14 protein-coding genes are annotated in these 19,198 nt (G+C 44.0%); 5 read left to right on the forward strand and 9 right to left on the reverse strand.

What is annotated here, in order from left to right:
* Nucleotides 1–100: 100 nt before the first annotated feature.
* Nucleotides 101–1,819, reverse strand: a complete 1,719-nt coding sequence (gene acsA / locus FOF60_RS18870) for an acetate--CoA ligase (RefSeq protein WP_192472527.1) — start codon at nt 1,817–1,819, stop codon at nt 101–103.
* A gap of 223 nt (nt 1,820–2,042) precedes the next feature.
* Here acsA and FOF60_RS18875 point away from each other — a divergent pair, with 223 nt between their 5' ends.
* The 3 genes from FOF60_RS18875 (at nt 2,043) to FOF60_RS18885 (ending at nt 4,666) form a co-directional block, all read left to right on the forward strand.
* Nucleotides 2,043–2,675 (forward strand): GNAT family N-acetyltransferase, encoded by a 633-nt coding sequence (locus FOF60_RS18875; RefSeq protein WP_192472526.1) that lies wholly within the window; start codon nt 2,043–2,045, stop codon nt 2,673–2,675.
* A gap of 174 nt (nt 2,676–2,849) precedes the next feature.
* The gene (locus FOF60_RS18880; protein WP_192472525.1) at nt 2,850–3,497 is read left to right on the forward strand and encodes an acetoin utilization AcuB family protein; all 648 of its coding nucleotides are present in this window, start codon (nt 2,850–2,852) and stop codon (nt 3,495–3,497) included.
* Nucleotides 3,494–4,666, forward strand: coding sequence for an acetoin utilization protein AcuC (locus FOF60_RS18885; protein WP_192472524.1), 1,173 nt, complete (start codon nt 3,494–3,496; stop codon nt 4,664–4,666). Before FOF60_RS18880 ends, FOF60_RS18885 begins: the two co-directional genes overlap by 4 nt.
* 420 nt (nt 4,667–5,086) lie before the next feature.
* Here FOF60_RS18885 and ccpA read toward each other — a convergent pair whose 3' ends face one another.
* Nucleotides 5,087–6,085 carry a catabolite control protein A gene (ccpA, locus tag FOF60_RS18890; protein WP_192472523.1) on the reverse strand — a complete coding sequence of 333 codons (999 nt, stop codon included), beginning with the start codon at nt 6,083–6,085 and terminating at the stop codon, nt 5,087–5,089.
* A gap of 286 nt (nt 6,086–6,371) precedes the next feature.
* The gene (locus tag FOF60_RS18895) at nt 6,372–7,445 is read right to left on the reverse strand and encodes a bifunctional 3-deoxy-7-phosphoheptulonate synthase/chorismate mutase (RefSeq protein ID WP_192472522.1); all 1,074 of its coding nucleotides are present in this window, start codon (nt 7,443–7,445) and stop codon (nt 6,372–6,374) included.
* Between the two features lie 358 nt (nt 7,446–7,803).
* On the opposite strand from FOF60_RS18895, the gene FOF60_RS18900 reads away from it, so the two are divergent.
* Nucleotides 7,804–9,957, forward strand: a complete 2,154-nt coding sequence (locus FOF60_RS18900; RefSeq protein WP_264647591.1) for a cell division FtsA domain-containing protein — start codon at nt 7,804–7,806, stop codon at nt 9,955–9,957.
* A 24-nt stretch (nt 9,958–9,981) separates the two neighbouring features.
* Here the strand turns inward: FOF60_RS18900 and ytxJ are convergent, their stop codons facing one another.
* The 3 genes from ytxJ to FOF60_RS18915 all read right to left on the reverse strand — a co-directional run bounded on the left by ytxJ (nt 9,982) and on the right by FOF60_RS18915 (nt 11,418).
* A complete protein-coding gene (ytxJ, locus tag FOF60_RS18905; protein WP_192472521.1) occupies nt 9,982–10,311 on the reverse strand; it encodes a bacillithiol system redox-active protein YtxJ in 330 nt (109 codons plus the stop codon).
* 130 nt (nt 10,312–10,441) lie between these two features.
* Nucleotides 10,442–10,921 (reverse strand): YtxH domain-containing protein, encoded by a 480-nt coding sequence (locus FOF60_RS18910; protein ID WP_192472520.1) that lies wholly within the window; start codon nt 10,919–10,921, stop codon nt 10,442–10,444.
* Between the two features lie 17 nt (nt 10,922–10,938).
* On the reverse strand, nt 10,939–11,418 hold the full coding sequence (locus tag FOF60_RS18915; RefSeq protein WP_192472519.1) for a DUF948 domain-containing protein: 480 nt from the start codon (nt 11,416–11,418) through the stop codon (nt 10,939–10,941).
* A gap of 586 nt (nt 11,419–12,004) precedes the next feature.
* On the opposite strand from FOF60_RS18915, the gene FOF60_RS18920 reads away from it, so the two are divergent.
* The gene (locus tag FOF60_RS18920) at nt 12,005–13,120 is read left to right on the forward strand and encodes an aminopeptidase (RefSeq protein ID WP_192472518.1); all 1,116 of its coding nucleotides are present in this window, start codon (nt 12,005–12,007) and stop codon (nt 13,118–13,120) included.
* Between the two features lie 211 nt (nt 13,121–13,331).
* Here FOF60_RS18920 and murC read toward each other — a convergent pair whose 3' ends face one another.
* The 3 genes from murC to FOF60_RS18935 all read right to left on the reverse strand — a co-directional run bounded on the left by murC (nt 13,332) and on the right by FOF60_RS18935 (nt 19,129).
* Nucleotides 13,332–14,633 (reverse strand): UDP-N-acetylmuramate--L-alanine ligase, encoded by a 1,302-nt coding sequence (gene murC, locus FOF60_RS18925; RefSeq protein WP_192472517.1) that lies wholly within the window; start codon nt 14,631–14,633, stop codon nt 13,332–13,334.
* A gap of 304 nt (nt 14,634–14,937) precedes the next feature.
* Nucleotides 14,938–16,038, reverse strand: coding sequence for a nicotinate phosphoribosyltransferase (locus FOF60_RS18930; protein ID WP_192472516.1), 1,101 nt, complete (start codon nt 16,036–16,038; stop codon nt 14,938–14,940).
* 82 nt (nt 16,039–16,120) lie between these two features.
* Nucleotides 16,121–19,129, reverse strand: coding sequence for a DNA translocase FtsK (locus FOF60_RS18935; protein ID WP_192472515.1), 3,009 nt, complete (start codon nt 19,127–19,129; stop codon nt 16,121–16,123).
* Nucleotides 19,130–19,198 lie beyond the last annotated feature (69 nt).

Consider the following 19,198-nt stretch of genomic DNA (forward strand, 5'->3'; position numbering starts at 1 on the left):
GAATCTAAGCAGAAACACCGCATCTTGTTGGATGCGGTGTTTTTTTACAGTAATACAAAAGAGCGTGAAGTCAGACTTCACGCTCTTTTGTATGATTCTATTAGTCTTCCATTGTGGACAAATCGCCAGTTGGGAGATCGAGTTCCCAGGCTTTCAATACACGGCGCATGATTTTACCGCTTCGTGTCTTAGGAAGCTTGTCGCGGAATTCAATTTCTCTAGGTGCAGCATGCGCAGCAAGGCCCTTTTTAACGAATTGGCGAATCTCTTCGATCAATTCATCCGACTGCTCATAACCGTCACGCAATGCGATGAACGCCTTGATGATTTCACCTCGGACTGGGTCTGGCTTGCCAATGACACCCGCTTCAGCAACTGCAGGGTGTTCAACCAGCTTGCTTTCTACCTCAAATGGTCCAACACGCTCTCCGGAAGTCATGATGACATCATCAATTCGTCCCTGGAACCAGAAGTAGCCATCTTCATCCATATACGCTGAGTCACCTGAGACATACCAGTCACCAGGCATGAAGTAAGACTCATATTTCTGAGGATTGTTCCAAATCGTATGCATCATCGATGGCCAGCCCTTTTTGATCGCCAAATTGCCCATTCTGTATGGCGGCAATTCATTTCCCTGATCATCGACAATCGCAGCTTTTACGCCTGGGATTGGCTTACCCATTGATCCAGGCTTGATTTCCATGCTTGGGTAGTTACAGATCAATTGTGCCCCTGTCTCCGTCATCCACCATGTATCATGGATGCGCAGGTTGAACACCTTCATTCCCCATCTAACTACCTCAGGGTTCAACGGTTCGCCGACGCTCAGGATATGGCGAAGACAGCTGAGGTCGAATTTCTTCACTACCTCATCTCCAGCACCCATCAGCATCCTGAAGGCAGTTGGCGCGCTGTACCAGACTGTCACTCCGTACTCTTCGATCATCTTGTACCATGTCTCTGGATTGAAACGGCCGCCAATGATGACATTCGACGTTCCTGCAAGCCATGGACCGAAGATTCCGTATGATGTTCCTGTTACCCAGCCTGGATCCGCTGTGCACCAGTAGACATCTTCTTCTTTAAGGTCAAGTACCCATTTAGCAGTCTGATAATGCTGGATCATCGCATTATGTACATGGAGTACGCCTTTCGGTTTTCCAGTGGAACCAGAAGTATAATGCAGGATCAGGCCATCTGTACGGTCAACCCACTCGATATCAAGCTTTTTGCTGGCTTCTGATAGCTTTTGTTTGAAATCAACGTACTTGTCGTTCTCTTCAATATTATCGCCGACAAGAAGAATATGCTTCAGGTCAGGAAGTTCATCAACAGGAACACGCTCAAGCAGCTCAGGTGTTGTCACCAATACCTTTGCCCCGCTGTCCTGCAGTCTGTCACGGACAGCACCTTCCATGAATGCTTCGAAAAGCGGGCCAACGATCGCGCCTAGCTTGACCGCCCCGAGAACTGCGAAATACAGTTCTGGAGAACGAGGCATGAAGATAAACACGCGGTCCCCTTTTTCTACATCACCATAAGTTTTAAAGACATTGCCAGCTTTATTTGAAAGCTCCTTCATTTCTTTAAAAGTATATTTTTCCTTGCGCACCCCATCCTGATAATAAAGCGCAATTTTATTTTTCCTGAACCCTTCTGCATGGCGGTCAATCGCCTCGTAAGCCATATTGACCCTGCCTGTCTCGGACCAGGAAAACTCTTTCTCCGCTTCACTCCAATCAAACTGGCCATGAAGCTCTTGATAATTTTTCAGGTTATGATCCCCTTGTGTAACTGGTAGCGCTTCCACTTTCATATATCCATCCCCCTTGGCTTTATATTTAAAATCCATTATAGTATAAAAATTCGATTTTCTCAATTTTTAAAATATTGATAGAATATAAAACATTATTGGTGAGGTGCGATTTCCTTAAGAAAAGTCTTAAACTAAAAACAGAAAATTTTGTGAAAGCGCTTTTATTTGTTAGATTTTATGTATAATAGAATTATCGTTTGAATTGTTGACGGGTGGTGACTGAATGGAACATAAAAAGACTTATAACGCAAAAGAATTAAAAACTCCTCATGGCCGTTTGATCATTGAAGGCCCGATTTCTCCGGAAAAACTTGCAAGCTATGAATTCCATGAAGATTTAGTGGCTTTTCGTCCCCCTGCCCAGCAGCACAAGGCATTGGTTGAGATTGCCGGTCTGCCGGAGGGACGAATAATTGTAGCCCGCTCAGGCCATATGATTGTCGGCTATGTTACTTATCTCTATCCTGACCCGCTTGAAAGATGGTCTGAAGGAAAAATGGAAGATTTAATAGAACTTGGTGCAATAGAGGTCATTCCTGAATTCCGCGGCAGCCGGGTCGGCAAGAATTTGCTGATGGTTTCCATGATGGATGACGCCATGGAAGATTATATTATTATCACGACTGAATACTACTGGCATTGGGACCTGAAAGGAACCGGCTTGAATGTTTGGGAATACCGCAAAGTCATGGAAAAAATGATGAATGCCGGCGGTTTGACCTGGTACGCGACAGATGATCCGGAAATCAGTTCCCATCCAGCAAACTGTTTGATGGCGCGAATCGGCAAGAGGATTGGGCCGGAATCGATCCAGAAATTTGACCAGCTGCGGTTTATGAACCGTTTTATGTATTGATGATTAAAGCTCTTTTCGTAAACTTTGTTGCCTTCTCAACTTTATTCAGGGGTCTCCTCGAAAAGAGTCCCGACCTCTTTTAAGCACGATTTTAGATCATGTACGAAAGACAACAATCAATGCGAAAACAGCCTTTATTAATAAGAAGCCTCATCATGCAAGGAGGAAGGAACCATGATCGTCGAGGAAATTATGAAAAGGGATGTCACGACACTTTTTCCTGAAAATACAATTGCGGATGCAATCAAGCTGATGGCGGATAAAAAAATCCGCCACATCCCAATCGTGAATAAGGACCAAGGTGTGATCGGCCTGGTATCCGACAGGGATATCAAAGATGCCGCTCCGTCCGTTTTTCATTGGGATGAGCATAAGGGCGAACTTGACAACCCTGTAAAATCGATTATGACGACGAATGTGATCACGGGACATCCACTCGATTTTGTCGAGGAAATTTCTGCAATCTTTTATGAACATAATATCAGCTGCCTGCCGATCACCAAGGATAAAAAGCTGGTAGGTATCGTCACTGAAACGGACCTGCTCCATACACTTGTTGAGCTTACAGGTGCTCATCAGCCAGGATCGCAAATTGAGGTGAAAGTACCAAACAAAGCGGGCATGCTTTGTGAAATTGCATCTGTTATCAGCATGAGGAAAGCCAATATTCAGAGCGTGCTAGTGTACCCTGACCAAAAGGATGAACGTTATAAAATCCTCGTTGTAAGAATACAGACGATGAACCCAATCGCAGTGATCGAGGACTTGAAAAAAGCCGGACATCACGTACTCTGGCCTAACCTGCCGGGTGTTTCATCATGAGTGATCGCTCTGTCTTCGTCTTTTCAGAGGAGCTGCTGAACTATCGCTTCAGCAGCCACCATCCTTTCAACCAGATCAGGTTGAAGCTTACGCTGGATTTGCTGCGCAAGATTGGCGCAATTGATGAAGAGCATATAGTTGCGCCCCGGATGGCAACGGATGAGGAACTTCACCTCGTTCATGACCCCAATTTTGTAAACGCTGTTAAGCTTGCTGGCCAGGGAAAGCTTAAGGGTGAATCCGCGGAAGGATATGGACTGGGAACGGAAGACACACCAATTTTTGAAAATATGCATGAAGCGAGCGCTCTGCTTGTTGGGGGGACCCTGAAAGCCGTGGATTATGTTATGACCGGCAAAGCCAGCCACGCACTGAATCTCGGTGGCGGCCTTCATCATGGCTTCCGTGGAAAAGCATCCGGCTTCTGTATTTACAACGACAGTTCTGTGGCGATCAAGTACCTGCAGAAAAAATACAATGCCCGCGTCTTATATGTCGATACGGATGCCCACCATGGTGATGGCGTACAGTGGTCATTCTACGATGATCCTGATGTATGCACTCTGTCAATCCATGAAACGGGACGCTACCTGTTCCCGGGTACAGGAAATGTGAATGAACGCGGCCAGGGCAAGGGCTATGGATATTCCTTCAATATCCCTGTCGATGCCTTCACAGAAGACGACTCCTGGCTTGATGCCTATAGACATGCTCTGATGGAAGTGGCCGAGTTTTTTAAACCAGATGTCATTCTCACCCAGAATGGTGCAGATGCGCATTACCTTGACCCTTTGACTCATTTATCGGCTACGATGAAAATTTACCGTGAAATCCCCAAGCTTGCGCATGAAGTCGCCCATAAATATTGCGGTGGAAAATGGATTGCTGTAGGAGGCGGAGGCTACGATATTTGGCGCGTTGTGCCAAGAGCCTGGTCACTGATCTGGCTTGAAATGATTGAAAACTCAAACTGTTATGGCAGCTTGCCTCAGGATTGGATTGAGGAATGGAAGGATCAGGCACCTGTGGAATTGCCAAAGGAGTGGGACGATCCAGAAAATTTATATCCGCCAATTCCGCGAAAGCCGGAAATCACTGAAAAGAATGCCCAGACAGTTGAGAAGGCCTTGTATCCAATCAGGTCAAATAAAAAATCTGAAACTGTTTAGAGTGGAAACCGGGAGATTCAATGGCCCGGTTTTTTCTGTGTTTTTTAAAAAGCAGAGGATGACCGCAAAAGGTAATCACAATCGATCTATTTGGATTTGGTCGAAATAATTATGGATTTGGTCGAATAAATCGAAAATGTGGTCGAATTATTCGGAAAAGTGGTCGAATTAATTAGAAAAGTGGTCGAATAAATCACAAATGTGGTCGAATTATTCGAAAATGTGGTTGAATTAATTAGAGGAGGTGCCTGGGTCAATATATCCGTGGTAAAAAAACGGCTGTTATTAGATATATTTTGGTTCTTTGGTCGCACTTTTTCAATTCAGCGGCCAATTTCTCTTTTCAAACTCATGTTTTTGTCATTTTCTCTTCGATTACATAAAAAAGCCGCTTGCATCAAACTGCAAACGGCTTCCAAATTATTTCGTTGATTTCCTGTTCTCAATCCGGTGCGGAAGGACAACGATATTTTCATCTACATTTTCTTTGTTCATATACTTCGTCAGTAAGCGCATGGCAACTGCTCCGATATCGTATAAAGGCTGGACAATTGTTGTCAGCTGCGGACGTACCATAAGAGTCAATCTTGTGTTATCCGAACTGATTACTTCGAAATCTTCAGGAACGCTGTAGCCGCGGTCAAATGCACCATGAACTACGCCAAGTGCCATTTCATCCGAACCGACAAGGATTGCTGTTGGTTTCTGATTAAGCTCAAGGATTCTTTCAATTGCCTCGAGACCTGAATCATACGTATAATCTCCTTCGACAACAAGCTCTTCGTTATACTCAATTCCTGCATCTTTTAATGCTCGCTTGTATCCTTCGAGCTTCTTATCCTTATTGATTGGCTCAATCTGAGGACCAATAACGAATGCGATTTCTTTGTGGCCTTTTTCAATAAAAGCAGATACAGCATCAAAAGTTGCCTGCTCGTAATCAATATTGACGGATGGAATTTCACCTGTTTCCTCGATTGATCCAGCAAGGACGATCGGGACCGGGGATTTCTTGAATTCTTCAACATGCTCGGCCTTAATATTGCCGCCCATGAAAACAATTCCGTCTACTTGTTTGCCAAGCATTGTGTTTAACAGATGCAATTCTTTTTCAATATTCTGGTCAGAGTTGCTCAAGATAATATTGTATTTGTACATCGTAGCGATATCTTCGATTCCCCTTGCCAGCTCAGCGAAGAACGGGCTCGCGATATCAGGGATGATAACGCCGACAGTCGTCGTCTTTTTGCTTGCCAATCCCCTGGCAACAGCATTCGGGCGGTAACCCAGACGGTCAATGACCTCCATTACTTTCTTCCTTGTAGCCGGCTTTACATTGGGGTTTCCGTTAACAACACGTGAAACCGTTGCCATTGAAACGTTCGCTTCCCGTGCAACATCATATATTGTAATGTTCATCTATTTCACTCCTTCAGATAATAAACGGCGCTTTTCAGTTAGTGTACAGCAAAAATTGCCACAATAATCATATTTTAAGTTTGTGATTATATGTACAAGCATAATTATGTTATTAATCATACGACATCCTTATCAATCCCGCAATCTGAACAGCTTAAATTAATACATTTTTATCAGTATTTCTGATTAATCCAGCTGAATTTGGACGTAATGACCGTTTCTAATAAGTTACCCTGAAATTGTCCATAAAAAAACCTTCCTGATGAAAGGAAGGTTTCAAGAACTTTTATACTCTTACAAACGGAGTGGATTTCAATCCTTCTAAAAATTCATCAAACTGCTTCAGATCCATCTGCTGGGCATTGTCTGATAATGCTACTGCTGGATCTGGATGAACTTCTGCCATCACTCCATCTGCCCCGATTGCCAGTGCAGCTTTTGCTGCTGGCAGTAGCAGGTCTCTCCTGCCTGTAGAATGGGTAACATCAACCATGACTGGCAAATGTGTTTCCTTTTTCAAAATTGGCACTGCAGAGATATCAAGTGTATTCCTTGTAGCCCTTTCGTACGTCCGAATTCCCCGCTCACACAGGATGATCTGGCCATTGCCCTGTGACATGATATATTCAGCCGCATTGATGAATTCTTCAATTGTGGCGGCAAGTCCACGTTTTAGTAAAATTGGTTTATTCACGGCTCCTGCTGCCTTAAGCAACTCAAAGTTCTGCATATTGCGGGCGCCGATTTGGATAACGTCAAGGTAGTCGACAGCGATTTCGATATCAGCAGGTGTGACGATTTCACTAATCACTGCTAGATCATATTCATCCGCAACTCTTTTCAAGATTTTGAGACCTTCCACTCCCAGTCCCTGGAAGTCATAAGGTGAAGTTCTAGGCTTGAAAGCCCCGCCGCGCAGCATTCTAAAGCCTTTTGCTTTAACTGCTTCAGCAACGGTTGCCACTTGTTCATATGATTCAACTGAACAAGGACCAAAAACAAAGTCTGGTGTTCCGTCGCCGATTTTTAAACCCTTAATGTCAATGATGGTATCATCCGGCTTTTTCTTCCTGGAAACGAGAAGTGCTTTGCGGTGATCATCCGATTGAAGCTCCAGTCCTGCCTTGAAAATTTCTTTAAAAATATGTTCAATCGTCGAATTTTCAAAAGGGCCGTTATTTTGCTCTTTGATCAAATCAAGCATTTCCCTCTCACGCACAGGGTCATAACGGTACACACCCTGAGTTTCCTTTGCACGGCCAATTTCCTGGACGAGCAGGGCTCTTTCATTAATTAATGATAGAAGCTCTAAATTCAATTCATCCACACGATTTCTTAGCTGGTCAAGATTTTTACTCATTTTCTGTCCCGTCCTTTCGGAATACATTTTTGCCCTGACACCAAGACTTTTCAAACAAAGAAGCACCAAATCCTTTAACTGCACTCAAGAATTGTATAACCTGATCTCTTTACCACACCAGGATTTATAAAATCAGGTTTCTGCGGCTCCCAGCCTAAAGCAATGTCATTATAAAGCCGATATTAGAATAGGAGCTCGGGTGCAATGATGCAGTTAAAGTGCTATGGATCAAGCTGTATAATATGATAAAGGTAATTATATCTGAAATAATTTGGATTGTCACGTAAAATTCTTTAATAATTAAACGCTTTTAAGTGATAAAGCATCGTATGAGAACTTAAGTTAGAGGGTGCATGATGTGCATGTAAATAATAAACTATTTGCGCTAGATATAGGAACCAGGTCTGTAGTAGGAATCATCCTGGAGGAAGCTGATGGCCACTATGAAGCTGTCGACATCATGGTCAGGGAACACAAGGAACGGTCGATGCTGGACGGCCAAATCCATGATGTATTGTCAGTTTCTGAAATCATTACTGAAATTAAAGAGGCACTGGAAGTTTCACATGGCCCTTTGACCAAGGTCTGTGTCGCTGCAGCCGGCCGCGCGCTGAAAACAGAACAATCGAAAGTGGCAGTTGATATCTCCGGCAAGCCGATGTTTTCAAAGCAGGATATCCTCCACCTTGAATTAAGTGCAGTCCAGCAAGCACAGGCAGCTGTTGCTGGTGAAAAAAACAATGAGCATCACTATTATTGTGTCGGATACTCGGTTCTTTATTACCAGCTTGATGGAGAAGGAATCGGCAGCCTGATTGACCAGCGGGGAAATGAAGCCTCTGTGGAAATCATTGCGACCTTCCTCCCAAAAGTTGTCGTTGAATCATTGCTTGCTGCACTGGACAGGGCCGGACTTGAAATGGACGCACTTACCTTGGAACCGATTGCCGCGATCAATGTGCTGATTCCTGCATCAATGAGGAGATTGAATGTCGCTCTTGTTGATATAGGCGCGGGGACTTCCGACATCGCGCTCACAGACTCAGGGACAGTAATTGCCTATGGAATGGTACCAGTGGCAGGAGATGAAATTACGGAAGCTGTTAGTGATGAGTTTCTGCTGGACTTCCCTCTTGCTGAAAAAGCAAAGCGGGACCTGCTTGTAAATCAATCAATTACGATCACAGACATCCTTGGCTTTGAAACAGAGGTCAGCAAGGATGAAGCCGTTGAACGAATTGCGCCTGCGATTGACCGTTTGGCAGGAACAATCGGAGAGGAAATCCTGAAGTTGAATGGCAATAAGCCCCCTAAAGCAGTCATGCTTGTTGGCGGTGGAAGCCTTACCCCTGATTTACCCAGGAGGCTCGCCGCTATGTTAAACCTTCCGGAAAACAGGGTCGCCATCCGTGGTCTCGATGCCATCAACTCTGTTTCATTTGCAGCACATATTACGAAAGGGCCAGAACTAGTCACACCAATCGGGATTGCGATTGCTGCGAAACAGTCTCCTGTCCAGTATCATACTGTTCATGTGAACGGCCAGCCGGTAAGGCTTTTCGAAGTGAACAAATTGACAGTGGGCGACTGTCTGCTGGCTGCCGGGATAAAGATGAATAAGCTTTACGGCAGGCCGGGCCTCGCCAAGATTGTCAGCCTGAACGGCAAAAATGTGACAATACCAGGCAAGCATGGACAACAGCCTGTGTTACTGAAAAATGGGATTCCCTGCTCATTCGATGATCAGGTGGATGGAGGCGATCAACTCACTGTCCAAAAGGGCGAGGATGGAGTCAGACCAGAATTGACTCTTGGCGACTTAATCGGCGATCTTCCATCCAAGATGGTGATCATTAATGGCCAAAGGTATGAAGTTAGCGCGAAGATGACCTGCAATAATCTCCCGGCTTCTATGTCCAAACCAGTCGAAGACAGGGATGAGATCATCTTTGAAATGCCCGATACAATCGAAAGTATTCTGAAGGAACTAAACCTTGCAGAAATGCTTAATGACACTCGCCCATTTTTGATAAAGATTGACGGAATACAGCACAAGGTCACAGAGTTCATGGGAAAAATGTTTGTTAACGGACTGGAAGCAAAATTACAAACGAAAATTGACCATCTGGATAATATCCGTTTTGAAAAAGGAAAAAAACCTACCTTGAGAAGATTAGTAGAAAAACTGGGGGTCCCTGCTACTGAATCCATGCCGATTTTTTTCAACGGCCAGCAGGTTCAGCTCGAGCAGGAATTAATTCAATTCTCCCGCGGGGGCACTAAACTGGGAATGAACGAACGCATACACAGCGGAGACCTTTTAACCACTAAACAAAAGAATGTGCAGCCCTTCATCTTCCAGGACTTATTCAACTTTGTACAGTTTGAAATTCCAACGGACAGCCGAGGATTCACTCTATTAAAAAATGGGGAAAAAGCGGGATTCGACGACCGGTTGGCACCCGGTGATGAGCTGAATATAACTTTCGAGAACCCTATGGTTTTAAAGTAAAAAAACATCCTACCGGATGTTTTTTTACTTTACATTTTCTTCTTTTGCTCCCGCTAATGATTTTGCAGTAATTTTAAAATGGGAAGCATGCCAGGCAACGTCTGAATTCACAAATAAAATGGCCTGCGGCGATTCATGTTTGACATGGAATTTCTCAGCAATATGGTTGGAAAGGTCACGAGAATCCTGGACTGTCAGATAATATAAATTATCGCTGCCATTGTTTTCGAACTTCGCGAATTCATCGTAACCAGCTGCTGAGATCGGGCAAGTCGTGCTGTGCTTCAGCATGAAGAATGTTTCTCCGGAATCGACAAGTTGGTCAAACTGTTCAATTGAATCAATCTTTTTCATCTTACTCTCTCCTTTTTTAAGGCTCTTTACGGTAACATTGTTACTTTCAACAATTTCATACGAAAAAGGCTTTTATATAAAAAATAAAACGGTGAAGTTATCTTACCACTTCACCGTTTCATTGACAATTTTACTGATTCAGCTTGCTTTCGGTATCATCGAAAGCTTTTTGTGTTTCTTCAAGCTTCTTTTGGATTTCTTCTCCAGTGGCAGTATGCGTGTTGTCCATAGAGCTTGTCTCTGCCATTGAAGTAGGAACTTCTTGAAGTTCTCCTTCGTCACCATCTGTATTCTGTGAAGTGTCTTCGTTCTTGTTCTTCATATCCTTCACCTTGTTGACAATGGTTGAAGACTGCTGCGAAACAGTTTCTTTCAAGCCGCTTGCCTTCTCCTTCGCTGCAGAAGCAAGATCAGCACTCTTGTTCTTTAGGGAAGAAGTCTGCTCATTAAGTGAGCCTCTTAACTCTTTTCCTGATTTAGGAGCAAGCAATAGTGCCGCCAATGCCCCAGCAAGCCCCCCAACAATAGCTCCAGTCACAAAATCTCTGGAATTGCTGTTTGTTTCCCTCATTGATCCATTTACATCATACTGGCTTTGTTCCCTGTTCATTTTATCTCCACCTTTCATTAATACCGAACACGTTCACGCTGCCTCGTTACCATCTCTTCGCTCTCAAGCTGATGGTCAATCTTGGCTGTTTTTTTTGATTGCCACTTGTCCTTCAGTTCAAGGAATACATTACTCCACTGAACAACCTGTGAAATCTTGTCCTTATTCTTGTCAATCTGAAGGTCCACCATTGTCTGGACATTGTGAATAGATTGATTGAATCTCTGAACAGAATTTCCTACATCCCTCACAGCATTAACAACACCGTTCAAGCTCTCAGATTTTCTGGAAATATCGTCGGCCAAATTGTTAGTTTTGTGCAGAAGCTCCGTCGTTTCACGAGTCACTCCATCCAACTGCTTCTCCAGGCCATCAAGTGTGCCTGATACACTGTCTAAAGTTGTTTGTAAGGATTTAAGAGTTTTGGACAATGAGACTACCAAAACCAAAAACGCAATTGCTATAACAGCAACACTTAGATACAAAATAATTTCCACTGTTGAACACCTCCGTTAGCATATGTACATTTTACCCCGCAGATTGCGACATAAACCACCTTGTCTAATATGTATTTCAATATAAGCATACCCTTTTCCTTCCTGATTAAGAATATCTTTCTACAATTTATAAATCCAGCATTAAGTAGAGTTCAGAGGAGAATATTCATTCAGTCTGATAAAAAAGATAGAGGGGCTTTAATTTTGTTTTTCTGGCACAAATAAACTTCATTGATAGAGGCGGATTTGCTTGCATAGGGGCTCTTTCTCCCTGAACGGGGCCCTTATAAAGGCGGAAGAACTTGCATAAGGGTGTCTTTCACCTTGTACGGCACCCTTATAAAGGCGGAAGAACTTGCAAAAGGGCCTCTTTCGGCTTGAACGAGACCCTTATAGAGGCAAAAGGACAAGCATAAGGGCCTCTTTCAGCTTGAACCTACCCGTGCGCCAACTTGCTTAGGGTCACTGCATTAAGGAGCTAATCAAATTGATTATTCTTACAGCCCTAAAAGGAAATGAGCACAAACTTCTGCGTTTCGGTTACAATATGATTATGTGTTTTATTTTTATACATAGGAGTGATTTCGTGAAAGACCCTCGTATTCAAAAACTGGCAAAGAACTTGATCAATTATTCGGTCAAGCTTCAAAAAGGGGAAAAAGTCCTGATTGAGAACTTTGGACTACAGCGCGAGCTTGTTACGGCTCTCGTGAAAGAAGCATACGAAGCTGGAGGCTATCCATTTGTATCATTGAAGGACCACCAGGTGGATCGTTCATTGCTTATGGGCGCCCAGCAGGAGCAATTCGACATGATTGCTGAGTTTGAAGCTAATGTGATGAGCAAAATGGATGCGTACATCGGTCTTCGTTCTGGCGATAACATCAATGAACATGCTGATGTTCCGGCCGATAAAATGAAGATCCATGGTGATACGGTTGGCAAGAAAGTTCATAGGGACATTCGCGTTCCAAAAACGAGATGGGTTGTTCTTCGTTACCCTAACTCGGCAATGGCACAGCTTGCGAAGATGAGTACTGAAGCCTTCGAAGATTTCTACTTCGACGTCTGTAACCTTGATTACGGAAAAATGGATCAGGCAATGGACAGCCTGGCAGACTTGATGAACCGCACCGACAAGGTACGAATCACCGGACCAGGAACTGACTTGACCTTCTCCATTAAAGATATCCCAGCTATAAAATGTGCGGGTGAGCTAAATATTCCTGATGGTGAGGTTTATACTGCTCCTGTTCGTGATTCAGTCAATGGCGTAATTACCTACAATACTCCGTCCCCATACCAGGGATTCACTTTCGAGAATGTGAAGCTGACATTCAAGGATGGAAAAATCGTTGAAGCATCTGCAAATGATTCAGAGCGCATCAACAAGATTTTTGATACAGATGAAGGGGCTCGTTTTGTCGGAGAATTTGCAATTGGCGTGAATCCATATATCCTCCATCCAATGCAGGACATCCTGTTCGATGAAAAAATCGATGGAAGCTTCCATTTCACACCAGGACAGTGCTATGACAATGCATTCAATGGCAATCATTCGAATATTCACTGGGATATGGTCAATATCCAGCGCCCTGAATATGGCGGCGGAGAGATTTATTTCGATGACGTTCTGATTCGTAAAGATGGACGCTTTGTCATCCCTGAACTCGAGGGCTTGAACCCTGAGAACTTAAAATAAAACTAGAGGGCATAAATACGAAAAGGATGCGGACCAATAGGCCGCATCCTTTTCTTTATAACAGAGAGGATGAACTTTCTACTTCGAGAATTGTCCAGCTGCGGCTCCTAACTCCTCGAGACGCTTCGGTCCTGCCAATGAAGTCAAAGAACGACTTCACTGTCAGGCCCTCCAGCGCTTGTCGGAGTTGGACAGTCGCCTCCGCTTTTCGTTATACTTGTAACTCTTTTTCATATGCTTCCTGGAACTTCTGGATATCACCAGCGCCCATGAACAGGATGACGCCATTGCTATGCTCTTTCAGAAGCGAGGTATCTTCCTCAGCGATGATTTCTGCGTCGTCGATTTTTTCTTTTAGATCGGTAATTGATAGCTTCCCATGAATTTCACGGGCAGAACCAAAGATTTCGCACAAATACACCTTATCTGCTTTATTCAAGCTTTCCGCGAACTCGTTCAGGAATGCTTGAGTCCTTGTAAAGGTGTGCGGCTGGAAAACCGCGACGATTTCACGATCAGGATACTTCTGCTTTGCAGCTTCGATTGTTACTTTGATTTCTGTAGGATGATGTGCGTAGTCATCAATGATTACCTGGTCTGCAATTTTCTTTTCGGAAAATCTCCGTTTCACGCCTTCGAAAGTCTCAAGCTGGGCCTGGATCACTTTGGATTCGATATTTTCGTAATGGCATAAAGCGATGACAGCGAGTGAGTTCAGGACATTATGGTCACCATAAGCCGGAATCGAGAACGTATCATAGAATGTATTCCGGACAAAAACATCGAACGTCGTACCCTCAGTGGACTTAACGATATTGCGAGCCTGGAAATCATTTTCTTCGCCAAAACCATAAAATACAACTGGTACCTTGGCCTGGATTTTTTGCAGCTGCTCGTCGTCACCGCATGCGAAAATACCCTTTTTGACTTGCCATGACATCTCCTGGAATGCAGAGAAAACATCCTCGATATTGGCAAAGTAGTCCGGGTGGTCAAAGTCGATATTCGTCATGATGGCGTAATCCGGGAAATAGGAAAGGAAATGGCGGCGATACTCACATGCTTCAAACACGAAGTATTGAGCATCCTTGTCACCTTTTCCAGTGCCATCACCGATTAGGAATGATGTAGGTTTTGCACCTCTCATCACATGCGCCAGCAATCCTGTAGTCGAAGTTTTCCCATGAGCCCCTGTAATCGCAACACTTGTAAAGTTTTGCATGAAATCACCAAGGAATCGGTGATATCTGATGATTGGAAGGCCAAGCTCCAATGCCTCCTGAATCTCTTCGTGAGTATCCGGATAGGCATTGCCTGCAATAACTGTCATTCCAGGCTGTATATTTTCCTTATTAAACGGAAGGATCTTTATTCCAGATTTCTCAAGGGCTACCTGGGTAAAGAAGTGCTTATCATAATCGGAGCCCTGTACCTGATAATCCATATCATGGAGAACTTGAGCTAACGCACTCATTCCAGACCCCTTTATACCTACAAAATGGTAAATAGTCATATAAAGAACCTCCAACAACGTCTGTATGTAACACAGTATATGACAGATATCCCGATTTGCTCATTTCGCCTGTACACTATATCAAACAGTGCAAAATGCAATGGTGATGTGTCTGTCATTCATGTATTGAATCATTATAACATCATTACGGTAAATAACACAGTTTCATTAGTGCTGCTTCCAAAAGGACCGTTTTTTTTGCCAAAACTTATATCCAAAATGACAGTGCCCAATGAATCTCTCCGTTAAAAATGAAATCATGAATAAAAGTACATATTCCCTTAGTTAGTTGCTTTCAAACTTGTTAAAATTCGACTCTTTCAAGCCGGGGATTCGGCCAGAACCTTCTGCCTGACTTTGCCTGATGTTTTCCATTCAACATGACATTGTCGCCAGTAAAGCCTATTTTCAACTTTAACAGGCTGCCGCCTACGCCATACATGTCGACTGGCACATCATGCTTTTCAAACTCCAGGATCCTTTTTTCACTGAAGCCTCCGCTGACAACAATTTTAACATGGTCAAAGCCTTCATCATCAAGTGCTTTCCTTAGTGCGAAAATCAATTCTGCATTCACTCCGCGGGGGTCGAATGTTCCCAGCAAGTGCTGGTTGCGCAGGAAGTACTGGTCGATTAGTGTTCGTGAAGTATCTACCCTGACACCCTTCAGCTTTTCGCCAAACTCCCTTGCGACTTTCAAAGAGTCAGTAATCGCATCATTATTATAATCAACAAGAGCGATCAAATCATCATTCGGAAAGGTTTCGTGATAAGCACGGGTTGCTGCGACGATATCGCCATTGAACATTTGGATCAATGCATGCGGCATCGTTCCCATACCATGCTTTCCCCACCATTCATTCATCGCATGTGTGGCCTGGGCAGTGGCACCTCCGATATAGGCAGCGTAACCATCACCAGCTTGTGTTGTATAATGGTCGTCACGGTCTCCCATGAAAATGACCGGCTTTTGCTTACCTGAATAACTCGCTGCCTTCACAACATTATAAACATTCGTCGAGACAGAAGTTCTTCTCGCCAGGATGCCATCGATAATTCCCTCAAGATAACCAAAACTCTGGTAAGGACCTGTAATGGTCAAGACCGTTTCAAACGGAGAGATTTTATCCCCATCCTTAAGCGAATGGATTTCCAGTTCCTCAGGGCGGTCCGCGAACGTTTTTACCAGGGCGATCACTTCATCCGTACCACACAGAACAGCTTCGTCCTTCTGGAAAAACTGCATGGTGATGATGTTGTCTGCTTGGTATTTCTTTACGAGCTCCCGAGTCTTAAGGAAATACACAGCTGAAAACCAGCCGTCCCGGATCCTTTCATCAAATTTAAATGTATGATTGGTCAGGCGGCTGATTTTCCCCTGCATTTTCAATTCTATTTCTTTCATCCAAAAAGCTCCTTCAATACAACCCAACGTCTATAGGCATTTATCCTTATTATAATTACATGCAGATAAAGAATACCACTTATTAATTGAATGCACTACTTTCCTGGAGGGCCTCAAGGTCAGCAGCAGTAATCAAGACATCCCTTGGCTTGCTGCCCTTACCCTCAGAAATGAATCCTTGCTGCTCCATCATTTCAATGAGTCTGGCTGCGCGGTTATAGCCAATTTTAAAACGGCGCTGGACGCTTGAAGTTGAAGCGCCGCCCTGATCGATGACAAATTCACATGCTTCATAAAAAAGCTCGTCTTCGTCCTCTGTCACCTGGGCCTTCTTTAACAGTTCTTCCTGTTCAAACAAATATTGTGGATCCCGCTGCTCCCTGACAAATGCAACGATGTCATCGATCTCATTGTCGGTCACGAAGGTACCCTGCAGGCGGAATGGCTTTGATGATCCATTTTCCAGGAACAGCATGTCCCCGCGGCCAAGAAGCTTTTCTGCCCCACTGATATCAATGATCGTCCTGGAATCCACCTGTGAGGAAACAGAGAAGGCAATTCTTGTAGGAACATTCGCTTTGATCAGACCAGTGATGACATCAACAGATGGGCGCTGAGTCGCGATAATCAGGTGGATACCACAGGCACGTGCCTTCTGGGCGATCCGGCAAATCGCTTCCTCGACATCACCAGGTGCCATCATCATCAAATCCGCCAGCTCATCAATTACGATGACGATATATGGGAGCTTATCAGAAAATCTGCGATGCTTCTCGGCAAGTTCATTGAACCTGCTGATATCACGGACACCTGTATGTGCAAACAATTCGTAACGGCGTTCCATTTCCTCAACTGCCCATTTAAGCGAGGCTGTCGCCGCTTTTACATCTGTGATGACCGGGCTGACAAGGTGCGGAATGCGGTTATAAGGTGCCAATTCAACCATTTTCGGGTCAATCAGCAGCAGCTTCACCTCATCTGGATGGGCTTTATAAAGCAGGCTCACCAGCATCGTATTGATGCAGACACTCTTCCCGGATCCAGTGGCACCGGCAATCAATCCGTGAGGCATCTTTTTCAGATCAGTCACAATTGGATTTCCGGCAATATCAAGACCCAGAGCGACCGATAACGGAGATTCTAGATCCATAAAGCCTGCAGACTGTAAAATTTCACTCAATAATACCGGCCTGCTCGAGTGGTTTGGTACTTCAATACCGATTGTGTGCTTCCCTGGTATCGGAGCCTCGATTCGGATATCCTTCGCCGCAAGGCTTAGCTTTATGTCATCTGATAGATTGGTAATTTTATTGACTTTAACACCTGGTTCCGGCTGTACCTCAAAACGGGTAACAGATGGACCCTGTGTCACATTAACCACCCTGGCCCCTACATTAAAATTCCTCAGGGTTTCGTTAAGCATATGCTCCTGTTCTGAAAGCCACTCAGGATCAGGCGCTTTGAACACTGGAGGGCTCAACAAATCCAACGGCGGGAAATCGTATACAGCTGCTGGATGGACTTCTGTCTGCAGCGGCTCAACTTGAGTAAATGAATGGTGTTCTTCCTGTTCGGATTTCACTGGCGCTGGTGCAGCAGAGGAACTTGCCATTGTTGGTTCATCCTGCTGAATAAGCTGAACATCTGATGAATTTACGTCTTTAGATGAATGATCTTGTTCAATAACTGAAATCTCTTCAACATCAGATTGCTTATTCCTTTCTGACTGTTCAGAAGCACCCGTCTTTCTTTCTTCCGTCATAAAAGAAGGATATTTAGACATATTGCGTGCTTCCCATTTCCTCTTGTCCTGCTTAAGCATGAGAACATTAAAAGGAAGCTGCCTTTTTGGTTCTGCAGGTTTAGCCTCAACTGGTTCAGCGTCAAGATTTTGTTCTGCTTGTGGCTCCTCATATGAAACTTCTATTTCTTGATTTTCTACAGTTTGCACATATGAAGAATGACCATTTAGCACTTCCTCTTTTTGTTGGAAGTCTATTGTTTCTGAACTTTCTTCGGTTTGTTGGAAGTCTACTGTTTCTGAACTTTCTTCGGTTTGTTGGAAGACGATCACTTCATGTACTTCTTCGACTTGTTGAAAATCAATATCTTCTGGTTCAAGTTGCGGCTCAATCACTTCTATCTGTTCCTGGTCATGTTGATAGCTTATTGCTTCTGGCTCTTTGACCACGGGCTCTTTTCCGGCTTCAGTCAGCACTTCAATTTGTGAAATTGCATGACTAGACTCAGGCTCATTATCGAGAATGATATCGATTGCTTCAGATTCCAGGTTCCACTGTTCTGCTTGTTCCTCGATTTCAGCGACCTCAAAATCCTGGGTTTCAGCAAGATCATCTTCTATGTATATTTCTTGCGTTTGTTCTTCATTATGAACTGTTGTTGAATCAGGAAACGCCTCTACAGCAGGTGCTTGCGGCATCCTGTTTGTATCGGTTTGACTGGATTGTTCGACCAGGCCCGCTTGACTCCTCTCAAAACCAGTCAATTCGAATTCAACATCTTCAAGGTTTGTTTGAGTCTGACTTTTACTAGGAGGCCTGTTAAACGCATAAATCGGTGACGGTATTTCTGTTGGTCTGAATGGCTGCCTGAATTTAGGTCCGCTGTCCTTCCGCGTTTCGTAATGGAACTTTGCTGCAGGTTCCTCGGTTTTATTTGGCCTGGATGCTTCTTTTTGTTTCTTATTTGGTTCACGTTTGAATGTGCTTCGAGCATCCACGACGGGATCCCGGTGCGGATCGTGAAAAGGATCACTTCCAGGTTGACGTTCATTCGTCATTCTCAACGAACCTTGCTCTTTAATGAAAGGCTTTATTTCATCAACTTGGCTGGCCCTTTCCTGCCGCCCTTTTCTCGGCTTTGTTTTTTCTGAGGCTGGGTTCTCATCCGGGATCAGCGGGAAACGAAACTGACCTTTTGGATATTGGTATAATACTTTTGCTTCTATATCCCTTTTTTCACTCTTCTCACTTTTTAATGGCTTTGAGACAGGCTGATCCTGATCCATACCAGTAAATTCATCATCGTTATCGTTTTGGAACTTGGTAAAAATCTTTTTAATCCAACTCAATTTAAATCACTCTTTCTTTCGCATTTCATTATTATTTTAACAGTAAATCCATATTTTTCGAGATAAATT

This window comes from Mesobacillus jeotgali (assembly GCF_014856545.2).
Taxonomy (GTDB): domain Bacteria; phylum Bacillota; class Bacilli; order Bacillales; family Cytobacillaceae; genus Mesobacillus.

What these genes read in the sequence shown, in the direction of transcription:
- FOF60_RS18895 (WP_192472522.1), bottom strand. Translation starts at nt 7,445, where the DNA reads ATGAGTAAAAATCTTGACCAGCTAAGAAATCGTGTGGATGAATTGAAT.
- FOF60_RS18910 (WP_192472520.1), bottom strand. Translation starts at nt 10,921, where the DNA reads ATGAACAGGGAACAAAGCCAGTATGATGTAAATGGATCAATGAGGGAA.
- ytxJ (WP_192472521.1), bottom strand. Translation starts at nt 10,311, where the DNA reads ATGAAAAAGATTGATTCAATTGAACAGTTTGACCAACTTGTCGATTCC.
- FOF60_RS18880 (WP_192472525.1), top strand. Translation starts at nt 2,850, where the DNA reads ATGATCGTCGAGGAAATTATGAAAAGGGATGTCACGACACTTTTTCCT.
- FOF60_RS18875 (WP_192472526.1), top strand. Translation starts at nt 2,043, where the DNA reads ATGGAACATAAAAAGACTTATAACGCAAAAGAATTAAAAACTCCTCAT.
- FOF60_RS18930 (WP_192472516.1), bottom strand. Translation starts at nt 16,038, where the DNA reads ATGAAAGAAATAGAATTGAAAATGCAGGGGAAAATCAGCCGCCTGACC.
- ccpA (WP_192472523.1), bottom strand. Translation starts at nt 6,085, where the DNA reads ATGAACATTACAATATATGATGTTGCACGGGAAGCGAACGTTTCAATG.
- murC (WP_192472517.1), bottom strand. Translation starts at nt 14,633, where the DNA reads ATGACTATTTACCATTTTGTAGGTATAAAGGGGTCTGGAATGAGTGCG.
- FOF60_RS18885 (WP_192472524.1), top strand. Translation starts at nt 3,494, where the DNA reads ATGAGTGATCGCTCTGTCTTCGTCTTTTCAGAGGAGCTGCTGAACTAT.
- acsA (WP_192472527.1), bottom strand. Translation starts at nt 1,819, where the DNA reads ATGAAAGTGGAAGCGCTACCAGTTACACAAGGGGATCATAACCTGAAA.